This window comes from Nisaea sediminum (genome assembly GCF_014904705.1).
In the GTDB taxonomy this organism is placed as follows: Bacteria; Pseudomonadota; Alphaproteobacteria; order Thalassobaculales; family Thalassobaculaceae; genus Nisaea; species Nisaea sediminum.
This window is the reverse complement of record NZ_JACZCQ010000001.1, coordinates 123,849-146,538: the sequence shown is the minus strand read 5'-3', so window position 1 is coordinate 146,538 and position 22,690 is coordinate 123,849. Positions and strand designations below refer to the sequence as shown.

Here is a 22,690-nt window from a genome sequence, read left to right as displayed (position 1 = left end):
AATATCCGCACGGAGGAAGCCTCGACATGGCCATCACATTCTACGATCTGTCCGCGAAGAACGGCGCCCGTTTCAGCCCGTTCGGCTGGCGCGCCCGCATGGCCCTCGCGCACAAGGGTCTCGAGGCCGGCGCGACGGTGGAGCATGTGCGCTTCGGCGAGAAGGAGAAGCTCGAGTTCAGCGGCCAGAAGCTGGTCCCGGTGCTGCAGGACGCCGACACGGTCGTCTGCGACAGCTGGGACATCGCCTGTTATCTGGAAGACAATTACGCCGACCGCCCCAGCCTCTTCGGCGGCGAGGCCGGCCGCGGTGCGGCAATGTTCGTCAACGAGTGGGCCAACCGGGCGATCAACCCGCTGATCGCCGGCCTCATCGTCCACGACGTCTATCTCGCCTGCGACGAGCGCGACAAAGCCTATTTCAAGGAATCCCGGGAAGCCCGCTTCGGCAAGTCCCTGGAAGAGGTGCAGAAGGGCCGCGAGGAACGCCTGCCCAACCTGCATAAGGCCCTGGCGCCGGCCCGCGCGGTAATCGAGAAACAGCCCTATATCGGCGGCACCGGTCCGAGCTACGCGGATTACGCTCTCTTCGGCAGCCTGATGTGGGCGCGGATCTCCAGCTCCTTCGAACTGCTTCCCGAGAGCGATCCGCTCTGGGCCTGGCGCGAACGCCTGCTCGACGCCCATGACGGCGCCGCCCGCAAGGAAAAGCCCTGCGCCGACGCCGCTTGAGGAGCGAGAGATGACCCGAGTCCCCGCCCTCAAGCCCGAAGAGATGGATGCCGCACAGCGCGCCATCCACGATGCCATCGTCAACGGCCCGCGCGGCAAGGTGGAAGGCCCGCTGAAAGTCTGGCTGCACAGTCCGGCGCTGGCCGACAAGGCGCAGCAGCTCGGTCAGTTCGCCCGCTTCGACAGCTCGCTCGAACCGCGCCTCTCGGAACTGGCGATCATGGTGACGGGGCGCTTCTGGGGCGCCCAGTTCGAATGGTCGGTGCACAAGCCCTTCGCCCTGAAGGCGGGGATCTCGGAGGCGGTCCTCGATGCGATCCGGGACCGCCGCACGCCGCCTTTCGAGAAGGAGGACGAGCGGGTCGTCTACGACGTTTCGAAAGCCCTGCACGAGACCCACAGGATCGGTGATGCACTCTATGCCGAGGCGATGAAGGTTCTGGGACAGAAGCGGTTGATCGATCTCGTCGGCGTGCTCGGCTACTACACACTGATCTCGATGACGATCAACGCCTTCAACGTACCGCTGGAAGGCGACCAGGTCGCGGAACTCGACTGAGTTCCGCGACCTAACGCACAACTTTCGAGATTCACGCGAAACAGTCGCTAAATTATTTTTTGAATTTCGAACGTGGTTAACATTGCGTTAACATGAGATGATCGCTATCCTGTCACCATTGGATAGGAGGCGGATAATGACTACCGTTTCGATTGTGCTCGTGACGTGGTGCGCTATCGCCGTGGTTGGCGGAATTCTTCTCGGCCGGGGTATCCGGGAAAACTGAGCGTCGCTCCACTCTTCGCACCCAGACTCGCAAAAGTAGCGAATTATTCGGACTGACCTTTGGTCAGATCGGTCCTGTTCTCAGCACAATTTCAATCCCTACAATGATCGCCACCAGGAAGGCGAGATAACCGGCGAACCGGATATGCTCCTCGCCGTCGATCACCACCTTGCGCAGCCGCGCGCCGAAAATGTCGAACAGCGAGACGGTCAGCAGGATGATCAGCAGGATCGCTGCACCGGCCGCATAATCGAAGCCGCGCAGCGCTTCAGAAAGCGACATCCCGATGCCGCCGGCCCCGACGATCCCGAGCACCGTTGCCGAACGCACGTTGGCCTCGAAGCGATAGAGCGAGAACGAGATCCAGAGCGGCAGCACCTGCGGGATGACGCCGTAGATGATCTCCTGCAACCGGGAAGATCCGGTCGCGCGAATGCCCTCGACCGGCCGCGGATCGATCGCCTCAACCGCTTCCGAAAACAGCTTTGCCAGCGTGCCCGTGGTGTGGATCGTCAGCGCCAGCACGCCCGCGAGCGGGCCGAGACCGACGGCGGCGACGAAGATCAGTGCGAAGACCAGTTCGTTGATCGCCCGGAAGGCGTCCATCAGGCGGCGCACGGGGAAATGCAGCCAGGCCGGCACCAGATTGGCAGAGGACATCAGGCCGAACGGCACCGCGAGCAGGACGGAGAGGAAAGAACCCCAGACCGCCATCTGTACGGTCTCCAGCATCAGATCCAGATAGGTCCGCCAATAGCGGAAATTCGGCTCGAAGAAGTCGCCCAGCAGCATCGCCATATTGCCGCCGCCGGTGAGGACCTCGCCGATGCGATGCATGTCCGCCGGCACGAAGCTCCAGACCAGCATGACCACGAATGCGCCGCGGAGGAGCCAGTCGAAAACCTGTTCCTGGCGGGTGCGGCCCGGGACTTCGATCCCTTCGAGCCGGGGCGCGGCGCCTGTAGCTACGGCGAGGTCTGTCATGATCTGGCTCCTGAAAAGAATGCGGGGGCCGATGGCCCCCGCCGTTGAACGGCCCGGAAGCGACCTGGGCCGGCCGGATTACATGCGCGGGCGGGCGGCGGCCGCGGCGCGGATCACCTCGAGCTTCTTGTCGATCGCGGCGATCTTGTCCTTCTTCTCGGACTTGGACATGGTCTCGTCGCCCTCGATCGACATGCGCTGACGGATCTGGTCCATCTCGTAGAACGGCCAGAGCTGGGCGTTCGAGGATGGCACGAACGGCCCCATATCGATCATCGCCAGCGCTTCGCGCGCATTCGCCACTTCCGCGTCGCTACCGAGGCGGCCATAGGTCATGAAGAAGGACATGATCTTGGCCTTCAGATCCTTGTCGAGTTCCGGGCGCCAGGCCATCGGATCGGAGGCGATCAGCGGGGAGCGCCAGATCTCCTTGATCTCGGCGAAGAGTTCCGGGCGGGCTTTCTTGAGACGCTTGTAGAGGCCGCCGGAAGAGGCGACCGCCGCATCGACCTGCTTGGTCGCGACGGAGATCAGGTTGGTCTCGTGATTGGCGTTACGCACCGTCTTGAAGCAGTCCTTCGGGTTCACCCCCTCCTTGGCGAAGACGAAGGTAGACGGCACCAGAAATCCGGAGGTGGAGTTCGGATCGCCGAGGCCGAAATTCAGGGTCTTGTCGCACTTCATGACGTCTTCGTAGCTGAGGCCCGAATCCTTGTGCGTGACCATCACCGACCAGTAGCCCTGATCGCCGTTGGACTCGGTCGTCTGGGCGAAGATCTCGGCGCCGGCGCGGTCGACGGCGACCATGCCCGACTTATTGCCGTACCAGGCGATGTCGACCTTGTCGAAACGCATCGCCTCGATGACGCCGGCATAGTCGGCCGCGAAGAACGGCTTCACCGGCATACCGAGAGAGCTCTCGAGCGCCTTCAGAAACGGCCCCCATTTCTCGCGCTGGGCGGAGCTGTTTTCGGTGGCGATGATGCCGAAATTGATCTCTTTCGGATTTTCCCGGTCGGCGAGGGCCGGAACGGCGCTCGTCGCGAGGCCGGTTGCCAGCACCGCGGCGGCGGTCAGGCGGGTCATGATGGTCATCGGATCAGCTCCTCTTGGCTGCTGGGGGCATATCTCAGGCGGAAGCGACGAGCCGCTGTTCCGCCTGCTCATGGGCCGCCGCGAAATCCTCGGCATCGGGGAGGATGAGTTCCTCGCTCGCCTCGCCGTAGATCTCGCGGAGAAAGTCGGTGGTCAGGTCGTGCGACGGGCCGTCGAACACCACCCGCCCGTCGCGCATCGCGATGGTGCGCTTGCAGTAGCGCCGGGCATATTCGACCTGGTGCAGGGAGACGAGGACTGCGGTCCCCTCGCTGCGATTGATGTCGGAGAGGGTCTCCATCACCCGCCGGGCGGAGGCCGGGTCGAGCGAGGCGATCGGCTCGTCGGCGAGAATCGCTTCGGATTCCTGCACCAGACAGCGGGCGATGGCCGCGCGCTGCTGCTGCCCGCCCGAGAGCGTCGCGGCACGCTGCCGCGCAGTGATCTCGATCCCGACCCGGCAGAGCGCCTGCATCGCGCGCTGCTTTTCCGGATGGGAGAACTGCATCAGCGTGCCCCGCCATTTCGGCATCCGCCCAAGGCGGCCGGCGAGCACATTGGTCAGCACGGTCAGGCGCGGCACCAGATTGAACTGCTGGAAGATGACGCCGAGCCGGCGGCGCACATGACCGACGTCGCGGGAAAGTTTGCCATTGGTCTGAACCGGCTCGCCCAGCACCGATATCGCACCGCCCTCCTCGCCCCTGTTGGCGACGACGAGACCGGCGATGTGGCGGATCAGCGTGGATTTGCCGGAACCGGAGGCGCCAATCAGCGCCACCATCTCTCCGGCGCCGATCTCGATAGACACGTCCACGAGTGCGCGGCGTCCGTTCCCGAAAGTCTTGGAGACGTTCCGGACCTGAATGGCTGGCTGGTTCTGAGTATGTGACATACGGCCCCTTCCCGAGGGCCGAGACGTTACTCAGAAGGTTTGACCAGTACGCCGCAGGTCGATGACAATTTCGGGACTCGGAGGTTACCGAAAGCCCACAATTTGAAACCGAAGCGTCTTAAGAGCGTCATCTCAAGATGAGGCTCCCTCGCCTCTGCACAGGCCGCAGGGAGATGCTCTCAGGTTTGACTAAGCCGAAGATATTTGGTGCTCCGGCAAGCGCATGACGTCCATGTCTGATCGCGAATTAATCCGGAAATTGGTCAACAGCCCCGGTCACTGGGGTATTGGTCGTTTCCAGGGCTGCTGACCCGTTCACTTTCGATCATAGAGCATCTTTACCTGATGGCTTCTTCAGTCCACTAGCTCCGCTCGATTCCAAAACCGAGCTTAAGCTTTATGCGATTCCATTCCAGAACAGTATCAAGCCAAGCTTTCCAGCTACGCGGCTTTGGCGGAGAACGCTCCTGCTCGTTCAATTTTTGTTGCACATTGTGACTGACGATATTAGACATTTGGCACTCCTTATCTAGTAAAAGGGGTGCGGGGAAAGAGGCAGAGCAAGGGCAAGCAAACCATTAGATCTGCTCTCTGACCCCGCTGCTTGATAGGAAGCGTCAAGACCTCTCAAGCGAGTATTTTGTAACGACGCGTTGTTACGGTAAATAGTCTGATTTATTGCTGAATGATTACAGAGCTCGACTCAGTTATTACAGAGAACCAGCTCTGCGCAGGCTCTTGATCGAAGAAATCTATGTAACTTATTGAATAGTCAAAATTGCCCGAAATTTCGGGCCAAATTTTAGACAAGCGCAAAAATTTTCGAACGGCTCGGATTTTTTTTATCCCCCGCGAAAAGCGAGCTCACAGCGCGTTCAAATGAGCAGATTTACAGACATTGGCCGTTCGCATTGTCTCTTCGCCCGACAATCTGCGGGCATTCCATCGTCATGACCGCCTCGTCGTGCTGGTTGTAGGTGGTGTATTTGAAGCGCACGAAACCGCGGTCCGGCTTGGAGCGGGACTCCCGCTTTTCCAGCACCTCCATCTCGACGCGCAATGTATCGCCCGGCCGCACCGGCTTCAGCCAGTGCAGATGGTCGATGGTCCCGGCCCCGAGATTGGTCGCCTGCAGCCCGTTCGCCTGCCAGGCGAGCCGGAAGCTGACGGCAAGAGTCTGGAAGCCACTCGAGATCACGCCGCCGAAATGGCTCTCCTCGGCGTCCGGCACGCTGATGTGGAACGGCTGCGGGTCGTACTGCCAAGCGAACTCGATGATCTCGGCTTCGGTCATCGTCTTGCGCTGGGAGCCGAGGACCTGGCCGATTTCCAGGTCCTCGAAATAGACGGGGTTCTGCATCGTCCGCGCCTCAGACCGCCGCGGCGATGGCGTCGCCGAGATCCTTGGTCGAGGCCTGGCCGCCGAGATCCGGCGTCTTCGGCCCGCCGCCCGAAATCACCGCCTCGCAGGCCGCAACGATCGCGTCGGCCGCGTCCTGATGACCGTGATGCTCCAGCAGCATGGCGCCGGACCAGATCTGCCCGATCGGATTGGCGATGCCCTTGCCGGCGATATCCGGGGCCGAGCCGTGCACCGGCTCGAACATGGAGGGGTATTTCTTCTCCGGATTGATATTGGCCGAGGGCGCGATGGCGATCGATCCGGCCACCGCCGGGCCGAGATCGGAGAGGATGTCGCCGAACAGATTGGAGCCGACCACGACGTCGAACCAGTCCGGATGCAGGACGAAATTCGCTGTCAGAATATCGATGTGATACTGGTCCGTCTTTAGCTCCGGATATTCCTTCGAGATCGCGGCGAAGCGCTCGTCCCAGTAGGGCATGGTGTGGATGATGCCGTTGGACTTGGTCGCCGAGGTCACCTTCTGCTTGCCGGTCCGGCGGCAAAGCTCGAAGGCATAGCGCATGACACGGTCGGTGCCGAGGCGGGTGAAGACGCTTTCCTGCATCGCCATCTCCCGCTCCGTGCCCTCGAAGAGCCGGCCGCCGATGGCGGAATATTCGCCCTCGTTGTTCTCCCTGACGACGTAGAAATCGATGTCCTCCGGCGTCCGGTTCGCGAGCGGGCAGGTCATGCCCTTCAGCATGCGGATCGGCCGCAGGTTCACATACTGCTCCATCTCCCGGCGGATCGGGATGAGCAGGCCCCAGAGCGAGACATGGTCCGGCACGCCCGGAAAGCCGACGGCGCCGAGGAAAATCGAGTCGAACGCCTTGAGCTGCTCGATGCCGTCGTCCGGCATCATCTTGCCGGTCTTGTGGTAGCGCTCGCAGCTCCAGTCGAACTCGGTGAACTCGTACTCGATGCCGAACTTGGCGCCCGCCGCCTCCAGGACCTTGATGCCTTCCGGGATCACTTCCCAGCCGATCCCGTCCCCGGGAATGACAGCGAGTTTCAGTTTCGACATTTGGGCCTCCTCCGCCTCATCCGTTTATTTGGCCGGCATGATAGGCGGAGGACACACGATCCCGAAAGCGTCTCGGTGACGCGGGCTGTCTTTCCGGAGCGGAACAGCGCCACCGAATTGACGGCGGCGCCCCGCGCCTATTTCTTCGCGTAGGTCTTGAGCAATGTCTTGGCCTCGACGCTCGCCATGAAATTCCGGTAGAGCTCGGCATCGGCCTTCGGACCCTTACCCTGCTTGACCCCGAACTTTGCGGCGCCCCGCTTGTAGTGCACGGCGAAATAGTTCGCCATGAACTGACCGCGCGCCTGCCCCGAACGGTGCGTGTGCTCGGTCTCCTCCTTGATCGACAGCACGCTGTCCTTCATCGCGCCGCCGAAGCCGTAGGACTCCTGCCCGCTCTCCTGCTTGCTGTCGGAACCGCCGAGGCCGGAGAAGAAACTGGCAAAGGACGCTCCGCCTTCCTTGCTGGTCTCGGCATTCTGTTCGTCCGCCGTCTGCGAAGCCGCGATCCGCTGATCGGCGTTCTCCATCGAACGGCGCACCGCCATGAAGGAGATGCCCTTGGTCTCCCAAGCGGAGACGGTATCGAGTGCGCCAGTCACGTCTTTTGCACCGTAGCCGCAACTCCGCAGGATATCCGCACCCAGCATGTCGGCCTGATCTTCCTGGAACCGAAGCGCCGCATTCTTCATCCGGTCCCCTTCCATGCCGATGCTGAGCACCGCACTCGCGTTCTTGAGGCCGGAGAATAAATTGCTTCCGACGGAACTGAGGAATCCGCCGTTATCCACCTTGGCGATCCGCTGCTCGACGTCCTTTATCGGATCTTCGTTATGCTGCATCACCACATGCGCGTATTCGTGCGCGATGAAGAACAGGATGTGCTCCGGGTCCTTGACCCGCGCAAAGAGGCGGGGATCGATCAGGATCAGTCCGCTCTTGCGCGCTTCGAGCACGAGCGCACCGCTCTTGTCCTTCGGCCGGTGCGCGATCTTGAAGGTGACCGCCACGCGCGGCAGGTCCGCCTCCAGCCGCTCGAGGCAGGCACCAAGCAGCTTGCCGAGAAATCGTTCGGTTGCGGGTGCGGGGATGATCACGTTCCCGCTCTTCAGCGCGTCGATCTCGTCCGCCGCACGCATTTTCTTCAGCGCCGCGGGATCGAGATTCACATGGCTGAACATCTCGCCATAGACCCGGATCAGCCGGTCTTCCGGCAGCTCCTGATCGAGAAGCTCCCAGCTTTCCTTGCCGTTCTTCTCGACCTTGACCCACCGGTCGCCGGTATTCTCGTCGGTCCAGATCTCCTTTTCCGCCGACAGGGCCGAAGCGGCCGTGCCGATCAGGATGGCGCATGCCAGGATCGCGCCCCTCATTACTTCGTACATCCCGCGCCGAAACCACGCCCGGTGCCGCTCGCGGCCGCCGAAGCAGAGGTAACCTTGGTGCGGCAATTCTCCTGGAACTCCTCATCGAGATTGGTCTCGACATCCTCCGCGTAGATCAGGAATTTTCCCTCGCCGGGGATCTGAATCACATAGCCGGCACCGTCCCCGACCGTACCCTCGATAGCGATATGCTTGCCTTCGAGCTTGACGCGAAGAACGGATTTGACCGGTTCCTGCGTCTGGGGATCGAAGAGATTGAGTTCCTTCGGAATGACTTTGGAAACATGCGTCAGCTTGCCCGCGGCAACCGCGCCGGAAGCAAGGAATGTAGCGGCCACGATCCCCGCGGCCATGCGAGCGAATATGAAGTGCTTCATAATGTTTCTCCGGATAATTGGCGACCGGCCGGATGCACGGCGGGAAACACCGTCGCCCGGAACAGAAAATCTTCCAGTCGTTTCAGGTAATAAGATCCCGTGAGACCACGGGCGGCCGCGATCAGACCGTAAAGCCCGAACAGATTGGCCGGGGTAAGGCGCAGCCAGAAAACCTGCGCGATCGCAATCAGAATGAAGACGCTCAAGTAGAAGCCATTGGTGGTGCAAAAAAGCACGAAGCGGCGGCGCAGCGGCCGATCTTCGCGTTTCAGAAAACGTCCTTCCGCAAATGACGCAAAAGCATGAACGGTCGCCAGCAGAACGAATGCCAAATGGTCGACAAAGTCGGTATCGACCGTTAGGGAACGCAGAGGCTCGGGCAGGAACGGCAGAGTCAGATCGAGCCGCATCCTCAGATAGTCGTTACCGTGGAGACGCAAGTTCTCCAGAGCCATCGCGTGGCGGTACCCCGAGGAAACCGGCGGATTGACCGGCGGATCGACAAAAACCGAAACCCCGAAAAGAGCCTGGCTGTAGATCACATCCCTGCCGACGATGCGGTCCTCCAGCCCGACGGCAGTTTCCTTGCTCGCTTCCGCCGAAAAACCGTCACGAAGCAGGTTCGTTACGGATATCAGCGGCATGTAGGGACATATCTCGTCGGGCCGTTCCCCGAACATGATCAGTTTGCCCATGGCGGCTTGCAGAACATCCCCCTGGCTCTGCTCCGCCGCCGAGTATGTGCAACCTTTTAGAAATTCGTTCTTCTGCGAAGGCACCAGCCCCCATTCGATCTGCATCGATTCCCGAAAACCGTCATCGAGCGCGAGAAAGGCGTCCGCGTTCGCTCCGCAATCGCCGACAAGACAGGCATCCCTATAGAGGCTGAAAGCAGGCGATAACAGGTGCCCGTCGCGGAGGTCATAGGCGAGCTCTCCCAACGGCGACGGGTCGAGCCGCGTCGAAACCCCGATCGTGAGATTGCGCAGCTCCTCCCGCTGCTTCTTCCACTTCAGAACCGGTACATAGACCGGAACCTTCTCGGCCGCGTAGCGCCGGAGAACCGCCACGAGGCTCTCAAGCGACGGATCCTCGCGCCGGTCGATGAAGAAAAAATCGACGAAGACGGCTCGCGGACCGTAATTCAGTATTTCATCCAGAATGCGCGCATGATTTCCGTAGGAAATCGGCCAGAGCCAACCGTGCCGGTCGAGATCCTCGTCATCGACGAGTACCAAAGGCACGCTCTCACGCTCGGACGTGTCATGGAACGGAGATGTCAGCTGGTTCACAAGCTGGTAGGTGAGGCGGGAGGAAACCGGCCCAAGTCCGAAAAAGCTGGTATGCAAACCGTAGAGGCCAAAAGCCAGGATCAGGGAAAGCCGGATCAGTCTTCTGTCGAGCCAGCGCGGGCATTTCGCCGGAAAGCGGGGACGATAGTCCCGCAGCAATTCAACGAACAGCAACCTGGTGACACACAAAGACATATGCACTCACCTTTCGTGAGCTCTTCCAACAATCTCCTCAATTTTTCCGCGCATCTAAGGTTAACAAATTATGGCGAACTCGAAAGAAATTTCTCTTTCAACTTTCGGAAAATTCACCCTCTTTCTTTGCAAATCAACGTGATAAAGCCTCAAAAAATTTCGGGCTGCCAGTATCCTGCAGGGTGTTCCTTGACAAACTCCGGGCCGGTCCGCAGGTTGGGCGGAAGTGATGCTGGGGTGTTCCGGAGACCGTTCCGGAACTGAGAGGATACCCATCGAACCTGATCCGGGTCATGCCGGCGCAGGGAGACGTCACCGGACCCGATCTCCGGGCCCACTCGTCGCTTTTCCTCTCCCTGGCCGTGATGCAAGCCGTTCGCGTGAACGGATCGATTGGAGTGCCGGGAATGTTCCTGAAGAAGACCGCCATCGCCCTCGCCGCCATCCTCGCAACCGCAGGCTCGGCCCGCGCCGAGACCGTGCCTGTGCTCGTGCCGATCACAGGGTTTCTCTCGCTCGAGGGGACTTCGCAGCGCAACGGCGCGGTGATGGCCATCGATACGCTGGGCGCCGCGGAAGGCCTGGAAACCGAGGTGACCGATACCGGAACCACGCCCGAAGGCGCGGTCACCGCCCTCCGCCGCGCGCTTGCAGACGAGCCGAGCGCGGCGGTTTCCTCCATGCTCGGGACGCAGATGCTGGCGATGATCCCGGTGGCCGACCGGGCCGGCGTGCCGCTGCTCACCGTCTCCGGTACCGCCAGGATCACAGAGCTCGGCAGCCCGAACGTCTTCCGCTTCTTTCCGGGCGACAGTGTGGTGAAGGTCGCGCAGGCGCGATATGCGGTCGAGAAACTCGGCGCCAGGCGCCCCGCCCTGCTCTATCAAACCACCGCCTACGGCCAGAGCGGCGCGGCACACCTGAAGGAAATCCTCGCTGGTCTCGGAGCACCGCTGGTGTTCGAGGAAGCCATCGATATCTCGGTGAAGGACATGCTGCCGGCGCTGACCCGGATGCAGGCGGCCGAACCCGACATTCTTCTGCTGCATCTCCATTCGGGTTCCACCGCTCTCGTCATCCGGCAGGCGCGCGAAAGCGGGAACATGTTCCCCGTGGTCGCCGGCTCCGCGATGCACCAGCCGACCACGGCCGCGCTGCTGGAGCCCGCGCAACTGAAAGACGTCTGCGCCGAAAGCGCCTCCTCGCCGATCTCCGAGCCGGTCGGCCCGGTCGCCGACTTCACCGCCGAATACCGCAAGCGCTTCGGGATCGAGCCCGACGCGTTCGCGCTGGCGCAATATGACGGTGCCGCCATGCTGGTCGCCGCAAGGGCTGCAGGGGCGAAAAGCGCGGATGAAGTGCGCGACTGGCTCGCCGCCAACAGCTTCGACGGGCTTGCCATGACCTACAAGTCCGACGGCAAGGGCAACATGGCGCATGACGCGGTGGTGGTCTGCTACGATGGCAAGAGCCGCGTTCCGGCGATCGCGAGCCGGTACGAGAATGTCGACCGCACCAATTAAAGAGCCGAGACTTCCTGGATGACGTCACTCGCCCTCGCGCAGATCCTGCTGAACGGCCTCGCCCTCGGCGCGGCCTACGCCCTGATCGCGCTTGGCTTCGTCATCGTCATAAACGCGGTTGGCGCAGTGAACTTTGCCCAGGGCGAGCTGGTGATGGCGGGCGGCTTCACAGCGATTGCCCTCGCGCCCCTGGTCGGCGAGGCAGCAGGTTTCCCCGGTCTCCTGCTGCTGCCTCTGGTCATGCTCCTGATGGGCGGGTTCGGAGTCGGCTTCGCGCATCTCGCCTATTTCCCGCTCCGTCACCGGCCGCAGGTCGCCGTCTTCATCAGCACCATCGCCATCGGCCTGGTGCTGCAGCATCTCGCCAATGCCGTCTTCGGCGCCGCGCCGCGCGTCGGCCCGCCGCTGATCGCGGGCGACAGCCCGACCGTCGGAGGTCTCACCCTCTCCCTGCAGCAATTCGCGGTGCTGGGAAGCGCAGCCCTTCTGGTCTCCGCCACCGGCCTTTTTCTCGGCAGGACGCAGACCGGGCGACGCATGCGGGCGGTGGCGCAGGACCCGGAAATGGCCGCCGCCATCGGCATCCGCCCGGCCCGAATGATCACCCTCTCCTTCGCGCTGGCCGTCGCGCTCGCCGGCGCGGCGGGGCTGCTGCTCTCGAACCAGTTCTTCGTCAGCCCGAACGACGGCGGCCTTTTCATGCTGAAGGCCTATATCGCGGTGACCATCGGCGGCTGGGGACGGCTCGACGGCGCCGTGCTCGGGGCGTTGCTGATCGGCCTTTTCGAGACCCTGGTCGCCGCCGTCACCTCCTATCTCGTCGCGGAAGCCCTGCTCTACGGCGTTCTCCTCGCTATGCTCGCCTTCCGTCCCCAGGGACTGCTGCCGGAACGGGCCCGCGCCCGTGTCTGAGCGCCGCTCGCTGCTGCTCCTCGGCGGCGGCGCCGCGCTCGCGGTCCACGCCGTCGCTTTCGCCGGAGGCTACGGCCATGATGTGCTGACCCGGGCCGGGATCTATGCCATCGCGGCGATCGGCTACCAGCTCGTCTTCGGCCGGCTCGGCGCCCTCTCGCTCGCACAGGGCTGCTTCTTCGGGCTTGGTGCCTATGCGGCCGCCCTGACCGCGCTCGAACTCGGTCTCGGCTTCCCGCTCACCCTGATTGCCGGAACCGCCCTGCCGGTCCTGCTCGCCGCGCTGATCGCGATCCCGGTGCTGCGCCTCGCCTCACACTATTTCGCCCTCGCGACTCTCGGCATCGCGCAGCTCGCTCTGCTCGCGGCGACCAACTGGACCGAAGTGACCGGCGGCGCCAACGGCCTCTTCGGCGTACCTCCGGCCTCGCTCGCCAGCATAAAGATCGGTTTCGGCCTGCCGCTGACAGCCCTCGTCTGGACCTGCGTTGCCGTCTCGCTCTGGGTCTCTCATCGTCTCACCGCGGGGAGGCGCGGCCTCGCGGTCGAGACCCTTCGCGCCGCACCGAGCGCGGCGGCCGCCCTCGGTATCGACGGAGCCGCGATACGCTTCCGTTTTTTCCTGGCGAGCGCCGCTTTCGGAGGTTTCGCCGGTGCCTTGCAGGCCCATGCGGTCGGCGTCGTCTCGCCCGACGTGCTCTCCTTCCACATCCTGGTCCTGCTGCTGGCGATGACGGTGATCGGCGGCCGGGAATCCCCACTGGGCGCCATACTCGGCGCCTTGCTGCTGGTGCATCTCCCGGAATGGTTCCGAGACTTTGCGGATTACTATCTCGTCGCCTACGGCGCGGCCCTGCTCGGAGCCATCCTCTTCCTGCCGCACGGTCTCGCCGGGTTGCTGCCGGAGGGGCGGACGCGCCGGACCAAATCGAAGGTCCCGGCTCCGCGACCGCTCCGCCACGCGGCGCTTTCCATGGAACATGTCACGAAGCATTTCGGCGGCGTGGCGGCGCTCGACGACGTATCGATTTCCGTCGCTCCCGGCGAGATTGTCGGGCTGATCGGACCGAACGGATCCGGCAAGACGACTCTGGTCAACCTGATCGCCGGGATCGAGAAACCCGGCGCCGGCCGCGTCCGTTTCGGCGACGAAGATCTGACAGGCCGCTCCCCGGACCGGATCGCCCGCGCGGGGATCGCCAGGACGTTCCAGCACCCGCAGATCGCCCCGGCTCTCACGCTGCGGGAGAGCCTCGAAGCAGTCGCCCCCTGCGATACGGAAGCGCTGCTCGCAAGGGTCGGCCTCGGCGAGCGCGCGGACGATCTTGCCGAACGCCTGCCGCCCGCAGGGCAGAAGCGTCTCGAGATCGGGCGGGCGCTCGCCACCGGCGCCTCGCTGCTCGCACTCGACGAGCCGGCGGCGGGCATGAACGACGTCGAGCGTGCAGACCTTGCATGGCTTCTCAAGGCTCTCGCTGCTGAGGGACATGCGATCCTGCTTGTCGATCACGCCATGGATTTCCTGCTCCCGCTCGCGGACAGAGTGGTGTGCCTCAGCGCCGGCCGGATCGTCGCCGAAGGAACGCCGCAGGAGGTCGTGCAAAATCCGCATGCCGTCCGGGCGTATTTCGGGGAGAGCCCGTTATGAGCGTCGCGCTGCTTGAGCTTCGCAACGTCTCCATCCTGCGCGGAGGCGGTCTCGCCGTCGACAACCTCGATCTTTCTGTCTCCGCCGGAGAGATCGTCGCCCTGCTCGGGCTGAACGGCGCCGGAAAGTCGAGCCTGCTACGCTCCATCATGGGCCTCGAGCCGCTTGAGGCTGGCTCGATCCGGTTCCGGGACCGCGATCTCGGCCCGCTCGAGACGGCCGGACGGGCCCGGCTCGGCATCGGCTATTGCCCCGAGGGCCGGCGCCTCTTCCCGGGCATGAGTGTCTTGGACACCCTGCACGCCGCCTCCAGAGCCACCGCCAGAGAGCGTGACAGACGGATTGAAGAGATCACGCGCCTCTTCCCATTGCTCGATCACATCCTGGAGCAGGAATGCTGGCGCCTCAGCGGCGGCCAGCAGCAGGTGGTCGCCATCGCCCGCGCGCTGATGTCCGACCCGGATGTCCTGCTGCTCGACGAGCCTTCCCTGGGTCTTGCGCCTGTGATCTGCCAGGAATTGTTCCCCACGATTCGGCGCTTGGCAGATAGGGGGAACGGCGTCTTGCTGGCGGAACAGAGCCTCACCCATGCACTGTCCGTCGCCGACCGCGTTGCCGTGCTGCACAGAGGCCGGCTGGTGCTCGACGCACCGGTGGGCGACGTCTCTCACGATCGCTTGAAACATCTGCTGCTTTCCGAGGGTGAACACGGCTGAGGCTTCGTCTATGCTCCGGGCGTTTCAAATCGCCTGCCTTGGGAGCCCCCCGTCGATGGACGAGAGCCAGACCCCCGATTTCCGCCAGAGCATCGCCGAGACCGCAGCCAATATCCTGCTCGAGATCGAGGCCGTGCATATCCGCCCGGAAGAGCCCTTCACCTTCACCTCGGGCCGTCTCAGCCCGGTCTATGTCGATTGCCGGAAGATCATCTCCTTCCCCCGCGCGCGGAAGAAGCTGATGGAGATGGGCGTCGAACTGCTGGCCCAGAAGGCCGGGTTCGAACAGTTCGACGCGGTGGCCGGCGGCGAGACGGCAGGCATTCCGTTTGCCGCCTGGATCGCCGATCTGCTCGGCCTGCCGATGCTCTACATCCGAAAGAAGCCGAAAGGCTTCGGCCGCAACGCGCGGATCGAAGGCACCTTCCCCGAGGGTGCGCGCATCCTGCTGGTAGAGGATCTCGCGACCGACGGCGGCTCCAAGCTTTCCTTCATCGACGCGATCCGGGAAGCCGGCGGAGAGGTCGCGCACTGCTTCGTCGTGTTCCACTACGGCAACTTCCCGGAGAGCACGACCTCGATGAAAGAAAGGGGCGTCGATCTGCACGGGCTCTGCACCTGGTGGGACGTGCTCGCCGCGGCCGAGAAGCGCGGCTATACGGCCGCCCAGCTCGCCGAAGTGCGCCAGTTCCTGCGCGACCCGGACGGCTGGGCCGCATCCCGCGAGACTGTCGAAACCTGAGAAAGACAAGGACGAGCGAGGCGCCGGGAGGGCCGAGATGCTGAAGATTCTGGGACGCAACAATTCGAGCAATGTGCAGAAGGTGACCTGGCTCTGCGGCGAGCTCGGGATCCCGAACGAGCGCGAGGATTACGGCGGCGCCTTCGCCAACACGAAGGACGATTATTACCTGTCGCTCAACCCGAACTCCCGCGTCCCGACGATCATCGAGGATGATTTCGTTCTCTGGGAGTCGAACGCCATCGTCCGCTATCTCTGCAACAAGCATTCGAAAGGCGAGATGGCGCCCGCAGATCCGCGCGACTATGCCGATGCGGACCGCTGGATGGACTGGAAACACACCACGCTCCTGCCCCTCATCACGCCGATCTTCTGGGGCCTCGTCAGGACTCCGGAGGCCGAGCGCGACCATGCCGCGATCGACACCGCGCGCAAGGGCATGATCGACGTACTCTGGATCCTGGAAAAGCGCCTGACCGGCCGCGACTACATGATGGGCGACCGGCTGACCATGGCGGACATTCCGCTCGGCATGAACATTTACCGCTGGCTGACCCTGGTCGAAGACCGCCCGCCGATGCCGGCGCTCGAAGCTTGGTACGCCCGTATCGCCGCGCGGCCCGCCTTCAGGCAGCATGTGCTCGATATTCCGCTGACCTGAAGCGGCAGCATCCGCGGCGCTGGAAATAACCGGCGCCGCTTCCTATCCTCAATGGAGACCTGACCGAGAGATGGAGGCGGCCCGATGCGGCGTCCGATCAAACTGTTCGCCCTCTGCCTGATTTTGCTCGCGGCATCTCTTCCTCCGACACGACCCGCCGAGGCCCGCGAACAGCTGGTCATCGGGATGACCCAGTTCCCGACGACGCTGAACCCGATGATCGACGCCATGCTGGTGAAGACCTATGTGCTCGGCATGGCGCAGCGGCAGATCGCCATATTCGGCCATGACTGGGAACCGGTCTGCCTCTGGTGCACCGAACTGCCAACCTTCGAGAACAAGCGGGCGAAACGCTTCCCCATACTCGATGCGGCGGGCAACCCGACCGGGCGCGAGGGCGTGCGCACGACCTACACAATCAAGCCCGGCGCTTTCTGGGGCGACGGCACGCCGATCACGACAAAGGACGTTCTGTTCAGCTGGGAGGTCGGCAAGCATCCCGAGACCGGCGTCTCCGACATCAGTACCTACCAGGACATCGCCGAGATCGAGATCGAGGACGAGCGCACCTTCACCTTCGTGCGCAACAAGATCGACTATCGCTACAACACGCCCGGCGATTTCGACCTGCTGCCGGCCCATCTCGAGCGTGACGCCTTCGCCGTGCCGCGGGAGTACAAGAACCGCACCCTGTACAAGACAGCGCCGGCGACACCCGGTCTCTATAACGGCCCGTACCGGGTTTCGGAGGTGAGCGAAGGCGCCTACATCGTGCTCGAGCGCAACGAGCACTGGCAGGGCAAGAGACCGGTCTTCGATCGCGTCGTGGTCAAGACCATAGAGAAGACCGCCGCGCTCGAAGCCAACCTGCTCTCCGGTGCCATCGACTATATTGCCGGCGAGGCCGGTCTGACGCTCGACCAGGCGCTCGGCTTCGCCAAAAGGCACGGCGACGCCTTCGACGTGATCTACAAGCCCGGCCTGATCTACGAGCATATCGAACTCAATCTCGACAATCCGGTCCTCGCCGACATCCGGGTCCGCCGCGCGCTGCTGCATGCGATCGACCGGCAGGCACTTTCCGACCGGCTCTTTGCCGGCAACCAGCCGGTCGCGCACGGCGCCGTGAACCCACTCGACTGGGCCTACCACAAGGGCCTGCCGAAATATGACTTCGACCCGGAGCGTGCGAAGGCACTGCTCGAGGAAGCCGGCTGGACGGAGATGAAGAGCGGCGTCCGCCACAAGCCCGATGGCACGAAGCTCAGCCTGGAGATCATGACCACTTCGGGCAACCGGATCCGCGAACTGGTCGAGCAGGTGCTGCAGAATTACTGGAAGCAGGTCGGTGTCGAGGTGACGATCCGAAACGAGCCGGCCCGGGTTTTCTTCGGCGAGACCGTGCGCAAGCGCAAGTTCCCGGCCATGGCTATGTTCGCCTGGCTCTCCGCGCCGGAAGCGCTGCCCAAGACCACGCTCTATTCGACCTCCATCCCTACCGAGGCGAACAACTGGTCCGGCCAGAACGCGACCGGCTACAGAAGCGCCGAGATGGACCGGCTGATCGACGCCATCGAGGTCGAGCTGGACCAGGAAAAGCGGCGCGCACTCTGGGCCGAGCAGCAGACCCTCTACGCCACGGACCTGCCCGTCCTGCCGCTCTATTTCCGGTCGGACGCCTATATCCTGCCGAAATGGCTGAAGGGGCTGCGTCCGACCGGCCACAAATACAGCTCCACCTACTGGATCGAGCAATGGCGCGACAGTTCGGACGCCAATTGACCTCCGCATGAGCGCCTTCCTCGTCCGGCGCCTCGGGCAGGCACTGCTGGTGCTCTGGCTGATGTCGTTCGTCACTTACGGCCTGCTGGTGCTGATGCCGGGCGATCCTGTCGATCTGATGATGGCGGGCGATCCGGACATGACTGCCGCCGACGTCGTGCGGCTGAAGACGCTCTACGGCCTCGACCGACCCTTCCTAGAGCGTTACGGCACCTGGCTCTCCGCCGCGCTCCAGGGGGATTTCGGCTATTCCCGCCTGTTCGCCGCGCCGGTCACCGAGGTGCTGGCGCCGCGGCTCTTGAACTCAATGCTGCTGATGGGACTGGCCTTCGCTCTCGCCGTCGCGATCGCCCTTCCGGCAAGCGTGCTCGCGGCGCGGAACCCGGGCAGTCTGGCCGACCGGGCTATCAATCTCCTTTGCTTCGCGGGAATCTCCGTTCCGCCCTTCTGGCTCGCCCTGCTGCTGATCCTGCTCTTCGCGGTCACGCTCGGACTGTTCCCGGCGAGCGGTATGACGACCATCGGTGACGGCGGCATCGCCGACCGTGCGGCGCATCTCGTCCTTCCGGTTGTGACGCTCGCCGCGGCCAGCATCGCGCAATATACCCGTCACGGCCGGGCGGCGATGGTCGAGGTGCTGCGCGAGGACTATATCCGCACCGCCCGGGCCAAGGGCGCACCGGAACGCGCGATCCTTTGGCGTCACGGGTTCCGCAACGCGCTGATCCCGCTGGTCACGATCATGGCGCTCGATTTCGGCGCGCTCTTTTCCGGTGCGCTCATCACCGAGACCATGTTCGCTTATCTCGGCATGGGGAAGACGATCTACGACGCAGTGATGGGCAACGATTTCAACCTCGCCCTCGTCGGGCTGCTGCTGGCGACGACCGTTACACTCGCCGCCAACATCGCCGCCGATGTCGCCTACGGGCTGATCGACCCGCGAATCCGTCTTACCGCGAGGACGGGGACGTGACGGCCGGGCTCGCGCTTCACGGCCGACGCGGTGCCCTCGGGCGACTTCTCGCAAACGGCACCGCCGCGCTGAGTCTTGCAATCCTCGCAACGATGATGCTCGCCTGTTTCGCCGCACCTCTTGTAGGTGCGATGCTCGGGCTCGACGCCACCACACCGGACCTTTTCAGCATCGCCGCTCCGCCATCCATGGCCCATCCGCTCGGCACCGACGAAATCGGGCGGGACCTCCTGATGCGCCTGCTCGAAGGCGGCCGGGTCTCGCTTACAGTCGGGCTCGCCGCGGCGCTCAGCGCGAGCGCTATCGGCACGATGCTCGGCCTTCTCGCCGGCTGGCGCGGCGGTGTATTGGATGCCGTCCTGATGCGGCTCGCGGACGGCGTGATCTCGCTCCCGCTGCTGCCCCTGCTCATCGTGCTCGCCGCGATCGATCCGGCGAAAGCCGGACTGCCGGCGGCCGTCGTGCAGTCCGAGAGTTTCAGCATCTACCGGATCGTGATCATCATCGCGCTGGTCGGCTGGACCACGACGGCGCGGTTGGTGCGGGGCGCCGTCCTCAGCCTGCGCGAACGCGAGTTCATCGAAGCCGCCCGGGCGCAGGGTCTGCCGCCGATGCGCATCCTCTTGCGTCACCTTTTGCCCAATGCCGCTTCGCCGGTCCTGGTGGCCGCGACCCTCACGATCGGCAACGTCATCCTGTTCGAGAGCGTGCTGAGCTTCCTCGGCCTCGGCGTGCAACCGCCGATCCCGAGCTGGGGCAACATGCTGACCGGTGCACAGGACCTGATCGCGACGGCTCCCATGCTCGCGGTCTGGCCCGGCCTGCTGATCTTCGCCGCCGTGATCGCCTTCAACTTCCTCGGCGACGGACTGCAGGACGCGCTCGATCCCCGCGCCAACTCAAGGCGCCGGAAATGAGGAGCGCTGTTCATTGACGCCCCGCCGACCGCTCACTAGCTTGGATCCATGACCCGTTTCCGCGCGCTCGCCTTCACGCTGCTTTTCGTAGCCTCCCTCGGCCTCGCCGCCTGCGAGGAAGAGCCGCCGAGCGTGGTCAACCGGCGCGACGCGAAGCCGCCGCCGGGCGACGGGCAGACCGGCGAAGTCTGCGTGCTGGTGCGCAACCGCACCCCCTTCACCATCACCGGACGGGTACAGCTGAAGACCCGCGAACGCACCAGCTTCAGGCTGGCGCGCAACGGGCGGACGAAGATCTGTCTCGTGGGAACTCTTTATGGCCAGGACACGGTTTCGCTGGTGGTGACCAACTTCCTCACCGTGCCGCTGTTTTCCTGCTATGTCCGTTTCGATCAGTCGATCGACATTTATGCCCGTCCGCATCCGGAGGGAGGTTGGCTCTACAACGCGCCCTGCGCCTGACGCGGCCAAGCCGTCCCAGTCAGGACAGCAGGGTCAGGACAGCAGGGTCAGGACACCAGTTCGGGCTGCAGCGCCTTCACGTGCCGGCGCATGGCCTGGATCACCGGAAGACCGCCGAGAGCCATGATGTCGACCGGCGTCTTGCCGCGGAATGGCGCGTTGCTGTTGCCCGTGGTCGGCCAGGTGTCGGCGGCCTGCTCGTCCATCTTTTCCTTCAGGTCGCGATAAAGCGCGACCAGATTCGACGTCCGCTCGAGCTGGTCGACGGAGAGGATCCCCTGCCAGTTCCCGTCGCTCATGGCGGCCCAGGTTCCCTCGTCGACATTCATCAGTTTCGCGGCGGCACGAGGCGGCACCTGCCAGAGATCGAACAGACTCGCGATCGTCCGCACGGCGACCGGCGTCAGGTCTTTGCGTTCCTTGTCGCGGTGAAACCGGCCCTGCGCCCGGCCTTCCTTGCCGGATATATTACTGGTTGTTTCCATGTCTCAAGATCCCTAGCCAACTCATGCGCACGGAGTTCTCTCCCAGGTGCCATTCTGCCTGTTTTGGCGCTTTCGCCGTTCAGTCAGATTTAGATTTAATTTCATACTACCGGCGTAAAATGCTATTTGAAAAGCGAATAATACATGGCACTTCAGCAGTATTTTAGTCGATTTAGCTTGGTTAAAATTAGAGAGATTTTTGTTTAAAGACATGTACTTCTGCACTCATCTTCACAGATGATCAACAGAAGCACATTCCGAGGAAAGGTTTATTCGGAAAGCCGGTCGAGACGCAACCGATGGCGCGTATCCGTGAGGCGTCGAAGCACGGAGAAAACGGCAATAGTCACGCCGATTCCTGTCGCACCGGAAATCAGAAACATTACCAGTAATTGATATTTCACCGCCTCGACCGGATCGATGCCGGCGAGAATCTGCCCGGTCATCATCCCCGGAAGGGAGACGAGGCCGGTTGCCGCCATTGCATTGATCGTCGGCGTCAGCGCGGTCCGCAGCGCCGCGCGGGTCATCGGAAGGACCGCCCGACGGAAACTGCGCCCGAGAACGAGCTGTGCCTCGACAGCGGCGCGGCCGTCGCTGAGAGCGGCGGTGATCGCGCGGATCGCCAGCGCCACACCGGTCATGCAATTGCCGAGCACCATACCGAGCAATGGCAGGAGATAGCGCGGATGATACCAGGGGTCCGCCGCCACCTGGGTCGTCAGAGCAAAACCCATCATCAAGAGAGCCGCAAAGCACATGGCGCCCGCGCCGAGCCCATAGCCCCAGAAACCCTTCAGTCGCCGATCCTGACGCGCCATCGCCTCGTACCCGGCAAAACCGAGCATGGTGAGCACCGCGAGGCCGGTCCAGAGCGGCGACACCGTACTCAGGAGGAAATCCAGAATCACGCCGATGAGCAGCAGCTGCACAACCATGCGAACCGACGCGATCAGAAGGCTGCGCGCCATCCCAAGCTCAAAGGCGACGGAGACCGCACCGTTGATCAGCAGGAGCAGGGCCGCAAAAGCGAGATCGGCGTAGGACAGCACCTCGTAATTCATGCCACCCGCTCCTCGACGAGGCGGCCATCCTCAAGCCTGTAGCCCCGAGTTCCGACGCGTGCGAACTGCGCCTTGTCATGGGTGACGAAGAGACAGCAACCACCGGCGGCGCAATGTTCCGCGACCAACGCCTCGACCGCGGCTGTCGCAGTCTCGTCGAGCGCTGACGTCGGTTCGTCCAGCAGGAGGCAGAGAGGTTTGTTCTCGAGCAGGCGCATCAGACCGAGCCGCTGCCTCTCGCCGGTCGAGAGCCGCGAGATGGACCAATCGCCGGCAACGGGATCTATACCGAGACGCTCCGCGAGATCCCGGCAGGCGTCCCAGTCGGCGAAATGCGCGGCGACCCGGTCCGCCCACCAGCCGGGCTCGGCCGGCAGATAGGCGACCTGCCGGCGCCAATCCGGTGCTGACATGGCCTCGCGGTCGCGCCCGTCGAGGGAGACCGCTCCTTCGGCGGGATCGAGGTCGGCAATGGCGCGCAGCAGCAGGGACTTTCCGGAGCCCGACCGGCCGCGCAAGACAATGGACGTCCCGGACGGCACATCCAGATCGACCGGCCCAACATGCAGGCTCCTCAATCCCCGTAGAGTAAGCAGCGCACAGGCCTCCCTCCGGTTTTCCGACCCGCATTGGA

At 63.4% G+C, this 22,690-nt stretch carries 23 protein-coding genes and 1 riboswitch; of the genes, 12 read left to right on the top strand and 11 right to left on the bottom strand.

The genetic code is table 11. The annotated features are described in order from the left end of the window. Positions 1-26: 26 nt before the first annotated feature. On the top strand, positions 27-731 hold the full coding sequence (locus IG122_RS00695; protein ID WP_193179482.1) for a glutathione S-transferase N-terminal domain-containing protein: 705 nt from the start codon (positions 27-29) through the stop codon (positions 729-731). Between the two features lie 10 nt (positions 732-741). Next, the gene (locus IG122_RS00690; protein ID WP_193179480.1) at positions 742-1,290 is read left to right on the top strand and encodes a carboxymuconolactone decarboxylase family protein; all 549 of its coding nucleotides are present in this window, start codon (positions 742-744) and stop codon (positions 1,288-1,290) included. Positions 1,291-1,579: 289 nt separating this feature from the next. On the opposite strand, the gene phnE is transcribed toward IG122_RS00690, so the two are convergent. From phnE to IG122_RS00650, 8 genes are all read right to left on the bottom strand, one after another. Continuing rightward, positions 1,580-2,500 (bottom strand): phosphonate ABC transporter, permease protein PhnE, encoded by a 921-nt coding sequence (gene phnE, locus IG122_RS00685; protein ID WP_193179478.1) that lies wholly within the window; start codon positions 2,498-2,500, stop codon positions 1,580-1,582. 78 nt (positions 2,501-2,578) lie between these two features. Beyond that, complete coding sequence (gene phnD, locus IG122_RS00680) at positions 2,579-3,595, bottom strand: phosphonate ABC transporter substrate-binding protein (protein ID WP_226893239.1); 1,017 nt, start codon at positions 3,593-3,595, stop codon at positions 2,579-2,581. Between the two features lie 34 nt (positions 3,596-3,629). Next, positions 3,630-4,490: a phosphonate ABC transporter ATP-binding protein gene (phnC, locus tag IG122_RS00675; RefSeq protein WP_193179476.1), complete on the bottom strand. Its 861-nt coding sequence runs from the start codon at positions 4,488-4,490 to the stop codon at positions 3,630-3,632. 889 nt (positions 4,491-5,379) lie between these two features. Beyond that, entirely contained in the window at positions 5,380-5,850 is a 471-nt protein-coding gene (locus IG122_RS00670) for a MaoC family dehydratase (RefSeq protein WP_193179474.1), read from the bottom strand. A gap of 10 nt (positions 5,851-5,860) precedes the next feature. Further along, positions 5,861-6,919 (bottom strand): tartrate dehydrogenase, encoded by a 1,059-nt coding sequence (locus tag IG122_RS00665; RefSeq protein ID WP_193179472.1) that lies wholly within the window; start codon positions 6,917-6,919, stop codon positions 5,861-5,863. 137 nt (positions 6,920-7,056) lie between these two features. Next, entirely contained in the window at positions 7,057-8,292 is a 1,236-nt protein-coding gene (locus IG122_RS00660; protein WP_193179470.1) for a M48 family metalloprotease, read from the bottom strand. Beyond that, on the bottom strand, positions 8,292-8,681 hold the full coding sequence (locus IG122_RS00655) for a hypothetical protein (protein ID WP_193179469.1): 390 nt from the start codon (positions 8,679-8,681) through the stop codon (positions 8,292-8,294). Before IG122_RS00655 ends, IG122_RS00660 begins: the two co-directional genes overlap by 1 nt. After that, a complete protein-coding gene (locus IG122_RS00650) occupies positions 8,678-10,168 on the bottom strand; it encodes a CHASE2 domain-containing protein (protein ID WP_193179468.1) in 1,491 nt (496 codons plus the stop codon). The genes IG122_RS00655 and IG122_RS00650 overlap by 4 nt, the downstream gene beginning before the upstream one ends. A 223-nt stretch (positions 10,169-10,391) precedes the next feature. Continuing rightward, a riboswitch (TPP riboswitch) is annotated at positions 10,392-10,494 on the top strand. A gap of 81 nt (positions 10,495-10,575) precedes the next feature. Here IG122_RS00650 and IG122_RS00645 point away from each other — a divergent pair. From IG122_RS00645 to IG122_RS00600, 10 genes are all read left to right on the top strand, one after another. Beyond that, positions 10,576-11,691 (top strand): ABC transporter substrate-binding protein, encoded by a 1,116-nt coding sequence (locus tag IG122_RS00645; protein ID WP_193179467.1) that lies wholly within the window; start codon positions 10,576-10,578, stop codon positions 11,689-11,691. 18 nt (positions 11,692-11,709) lie between these two features. Continuing rightward, a complete protein-coding gene (locus tag IG122_RS00640) occupies positions 11,710-12,603 on the top strand; it encodes a branched-chain amino acid ABC transporter permease (RefSeq protein WP_193179466.1) in 894 nt (297 codons plus the stop codon). Next, positions 12,596-14,251, top strand: coding sequence for a branched-chain amino acid ABC transporter ATP-binding protein/permease (locus IG122_RS00635; protein WP_193179465.1), 1,656 nt, complete (start codon positions 12,596-12,598; stop codon positions 14,249-14,251). Before IG122_RS00640 ends, IG122_RS00635 begins: the two co-directional genes overlap by 8 nt. Continuing rightward, positions 14,248-14,967 carry an ABC transporter ATP-binding protein gene (locus tag IG122_RS00630; protein WP_193179464.1) on the top strand — a complete coding sequence of 240 codons (720 nt, stop codon included), beginning with the start codon at positions 14,248-14,250 and terminating at the stop codon, positions 14,965-14,967. Before IG122_RS00635 ends, IG122_RS00630 begins: the two co-directional genes overlap by 4 nt. Before the next feature lie 55 nt (positions 14,968-15,022). Next, positions 15,023-15,709: an orotate phosphoribosyltransferase gene (locus IG122_RS00625; protein WP_193179462.1), complete on the top strand. Its 687-nt coding sequence runs from the start codon at positions 15,023-15,025 to the stop codon at positions 15,707-15,709. 37 nt (positions 15,710-15,746) lie between these two features. Further along, positions 15,747-16,370: a glutathione S-transferase family protein gene (locus IG122_RS00620; RefSeq protein ID WP_193179460.1), complete on the top strand. Its 624-nt coding sequence runs from the start codon at positions 15,747-15,749 to the stop codon at positions 16,368-16,370. 84 nt (positions 16,371-16,454) lie between these two features. Further along, on the top strand, positions 16,455-18,152 hold the full coding sequence (locus IG122_RS00615) for a peptide ABC transporter substrate-binding protein (RefSeq protein ID WP_193179459.1): 1,698 nt from the start codon (positions 16,455-16,457) through the stop codon (positions 18,150-18,152). A 7-nt stretch (positions 18,153-18,159) separates the two neighbouring features. Continuing rightward, positions 18,160-19,128: an ABC transporter permease gene (locus IG122_RS00610; protein WP_193179458.1), complete on the top strand. Its 969-nt coding sequence runs from the start codon at positions 18,160-18,162 to the stop codon at positions 19,126-19,128. After that, the gene (locus IG122_RS00605) at positions 19,125-20,045 is read left to right on the top strand and encodes an ABC transporter permease (protein ID WP_319024788.1); all 921 of its coding nucleotides are present in this window, start codon (positions 19,125-19,127) and stop codon (positions 20,043-20,045) included. The genes IG122_RS00610 and IG122_RS00605 overlap by 4 nt, the downstream gene beginning before the upstream one ends. 48 nt (positions 20,046-20,093) lie before the next feature. Then, the gene (locus IG122_RS00600) at positions 20,094-20,507 is read left to right on the top strand and encodes a hypothetical protein (protein WP_193179457.1); all 414 of its coding nucleotides are present in this window, start codon (positions 20,094-20,096) and stop codon (positions 20,505-20,507) included. Positions 20,508-20,554: 47 nt separating this feature from the next. Here IG122_RS00600 and IG122_RS00595 read toward each other — a convergent pair whose 3' ends face one another. The 3 genes from IG122_RS00595 to IG122_RS00585 all read right to left on the bottom strand — a co-directional run bounded on the left by IG122_RS00595 (position 20,555) and on the right by IG122_RS00585 (position 22,634). Further along, positions 20,555-20,992 (bottom strand): hypothetical protein, encoded by a 438-nt coding sequence (locus IG122_RS00595; RefSeq protein ID WP_193179456.1) that lies wholly within the window; start codon positions 20,990-20,992, stop codon positions 20,555-20,557. A 269-nt stretch (positions 20,993-21,261) separates the two neighbouring features. Beyond that, entirely contained in the window at positions 21,262-22,056 is a 795-nt protein-coding gene (locus IG122_RS00590) for an ABC transporter permease (RefSeq protein ID WP_193179455.1), read from the bottom strand. Next, the gene (locus IG122_RS00585; RefSeq protein ID WP_226893238.1) at positions 22,053-22,634 is read right to left on the bottom strand and encodes an ABC transporter ATP-binding protein; all 582 of its coding nucleotides are present in this window, start codon (positions 22,632-22,634) and stop codon (positions 22,053-22,055) included. The genes IG122_RS00590 and IG122_RS00585 overlap by 4 nt, the downstream gene beginning before the upstream one ends. Between the last annotated feature and the right edge of the window lie 56 nt (positions 22,635-22,690).

Coding starts and splice junctions, on each gene's coding strand:
- IG122_RS00695 (WP_193179482.1), top strand. CDS start 27: ATGGCCATCACATTCTACGATCTGTCCGCGAAGAACGGCGCCCGTTTC.
- IG122_RS00690 (WP_193179480.1), top strand. CDS start 742: ATGACCCGAGTCCCCGCCCTCAAGCCCGAAGAGATGGATGCCGCACAG.
- phnE (WP_193179478.1), bottom strand. CDS start 2,500: ATGACAGACCTCGCCGTAGCTACAGGCGCCGCGCCCCGGCTCGAAGGG.
- phnD (WP_226893239.1), bottom strand. CDS start 3,595: ATGACCATCATGACCCGCCTGACCGCCGCCGCGGTGCTGGCAACCGGC.
- phnC (WP_193179476.1), bottom strand. CDS start 4,490: ATGTCACATACTCAGAACCAGCCAGCCATTCAGGTCCGGAACGTCTCC.
- IG122_RS00670 (WP_193179474.1), bottom strand. CDS start 5,850: ATGCAGAACCCCGTCTATTTCGAGGACCTGGAAATCGGCCAGGTCCTC.
- IG122_RS00665 (WP_193179472.1), bottom strand. CDS start 6,919: ATGTCGAAACTGAAACTCGCTGTCATTCCCGGGGACGGGATCGGCTGG.
- IG122_RS00660 (WP_193179470.1), bottom strand. CDS start 8,292: ATGAGGGGCGCGATCCTGGCATGCGCCATCCTGATCGGCACGGCCGCT.
- IG122_RS00655 (WP_193179469.1), bottom strand. CDS start 8,681: ATGAAGCACTTCATATTCGCTCGCATGGCCGCGGGGATCGTGGCCGCT.
- IG122_RS00650 (WP_193179468.1), bottom strand. CDS start 10,168: ATGTCTTTGTGTGTCACCAGGTTGCTGTTCGTTGAATTGCTGCGGGAC.
- IG122_RS00645 (WP_193179467.1), top strand. CDS start 10,576: ATGTTCCTGAAGAAGACCGCCATCGCCCTCGCCGCCATCCTCGCAACC.
- IG122_RS00640 (WP_193179466.1), top strand. CDS start 11,710: ATGACGTCACTCGCCCTCGCGCAGATCCTGCTGAACGGCCTCGCCCTC.
- IG122_RS00630 (WP_193179464.1), top strand. CDS start 14,248: ATGAGCGTCGCGCTGCTTGAGCTTCGCAACGTCTCCATCCTGCGCGGA.
- IG122_RS00625 (WP_193179462.1), top strand. CDS start 15,023: ATGGACGAGAGCCAGACCCCCGATTTCCGCCAGAGCATCGCCGAGACC.
- IG122_RS00620 (WP_193179460.1), top strand. CDS start 15,747: ATGCTGAAGATTCTGGGACGCAACAATTCGAGCAATGTGCAGAAGGTG.
- IG122_RS00615 (WP_193179459.1), top strand. CDS start 16,455: ATGCGGCGTCCGATCAAACTGTTCGCCCTCTGCCTGATTTTGCTCGCG.
- IG122_RS00610 (WP_193179458.1), top strand. CDS start 18,160: ATGAGCGCCTTCCTCGTCCGGCGCCTCGGGCAGGCACTGCTGGTGCTC.
- IG122_RS00600 (WP_193179457.1), top strand. CDS start 20,094: ATGACCCGTTTCCGCGCGCTCGCCTTCACGCTGCTTTTCGTAGCCTCC.
- IG122_RS00595 (WP_193179456.1), bottom strand. CDS start 20,992: ATGGAAACAACCAGTAATATATCCGGCAAGGAAGGCCGGGCGCAGGGC.
- IG122_RS00590 (WP_193179455.1), bottom strand. CDS start 22,056: ATGAATTACGAGGTGCTGTCCTACGCCGATCTCGCTTTTGCGGCCCTG.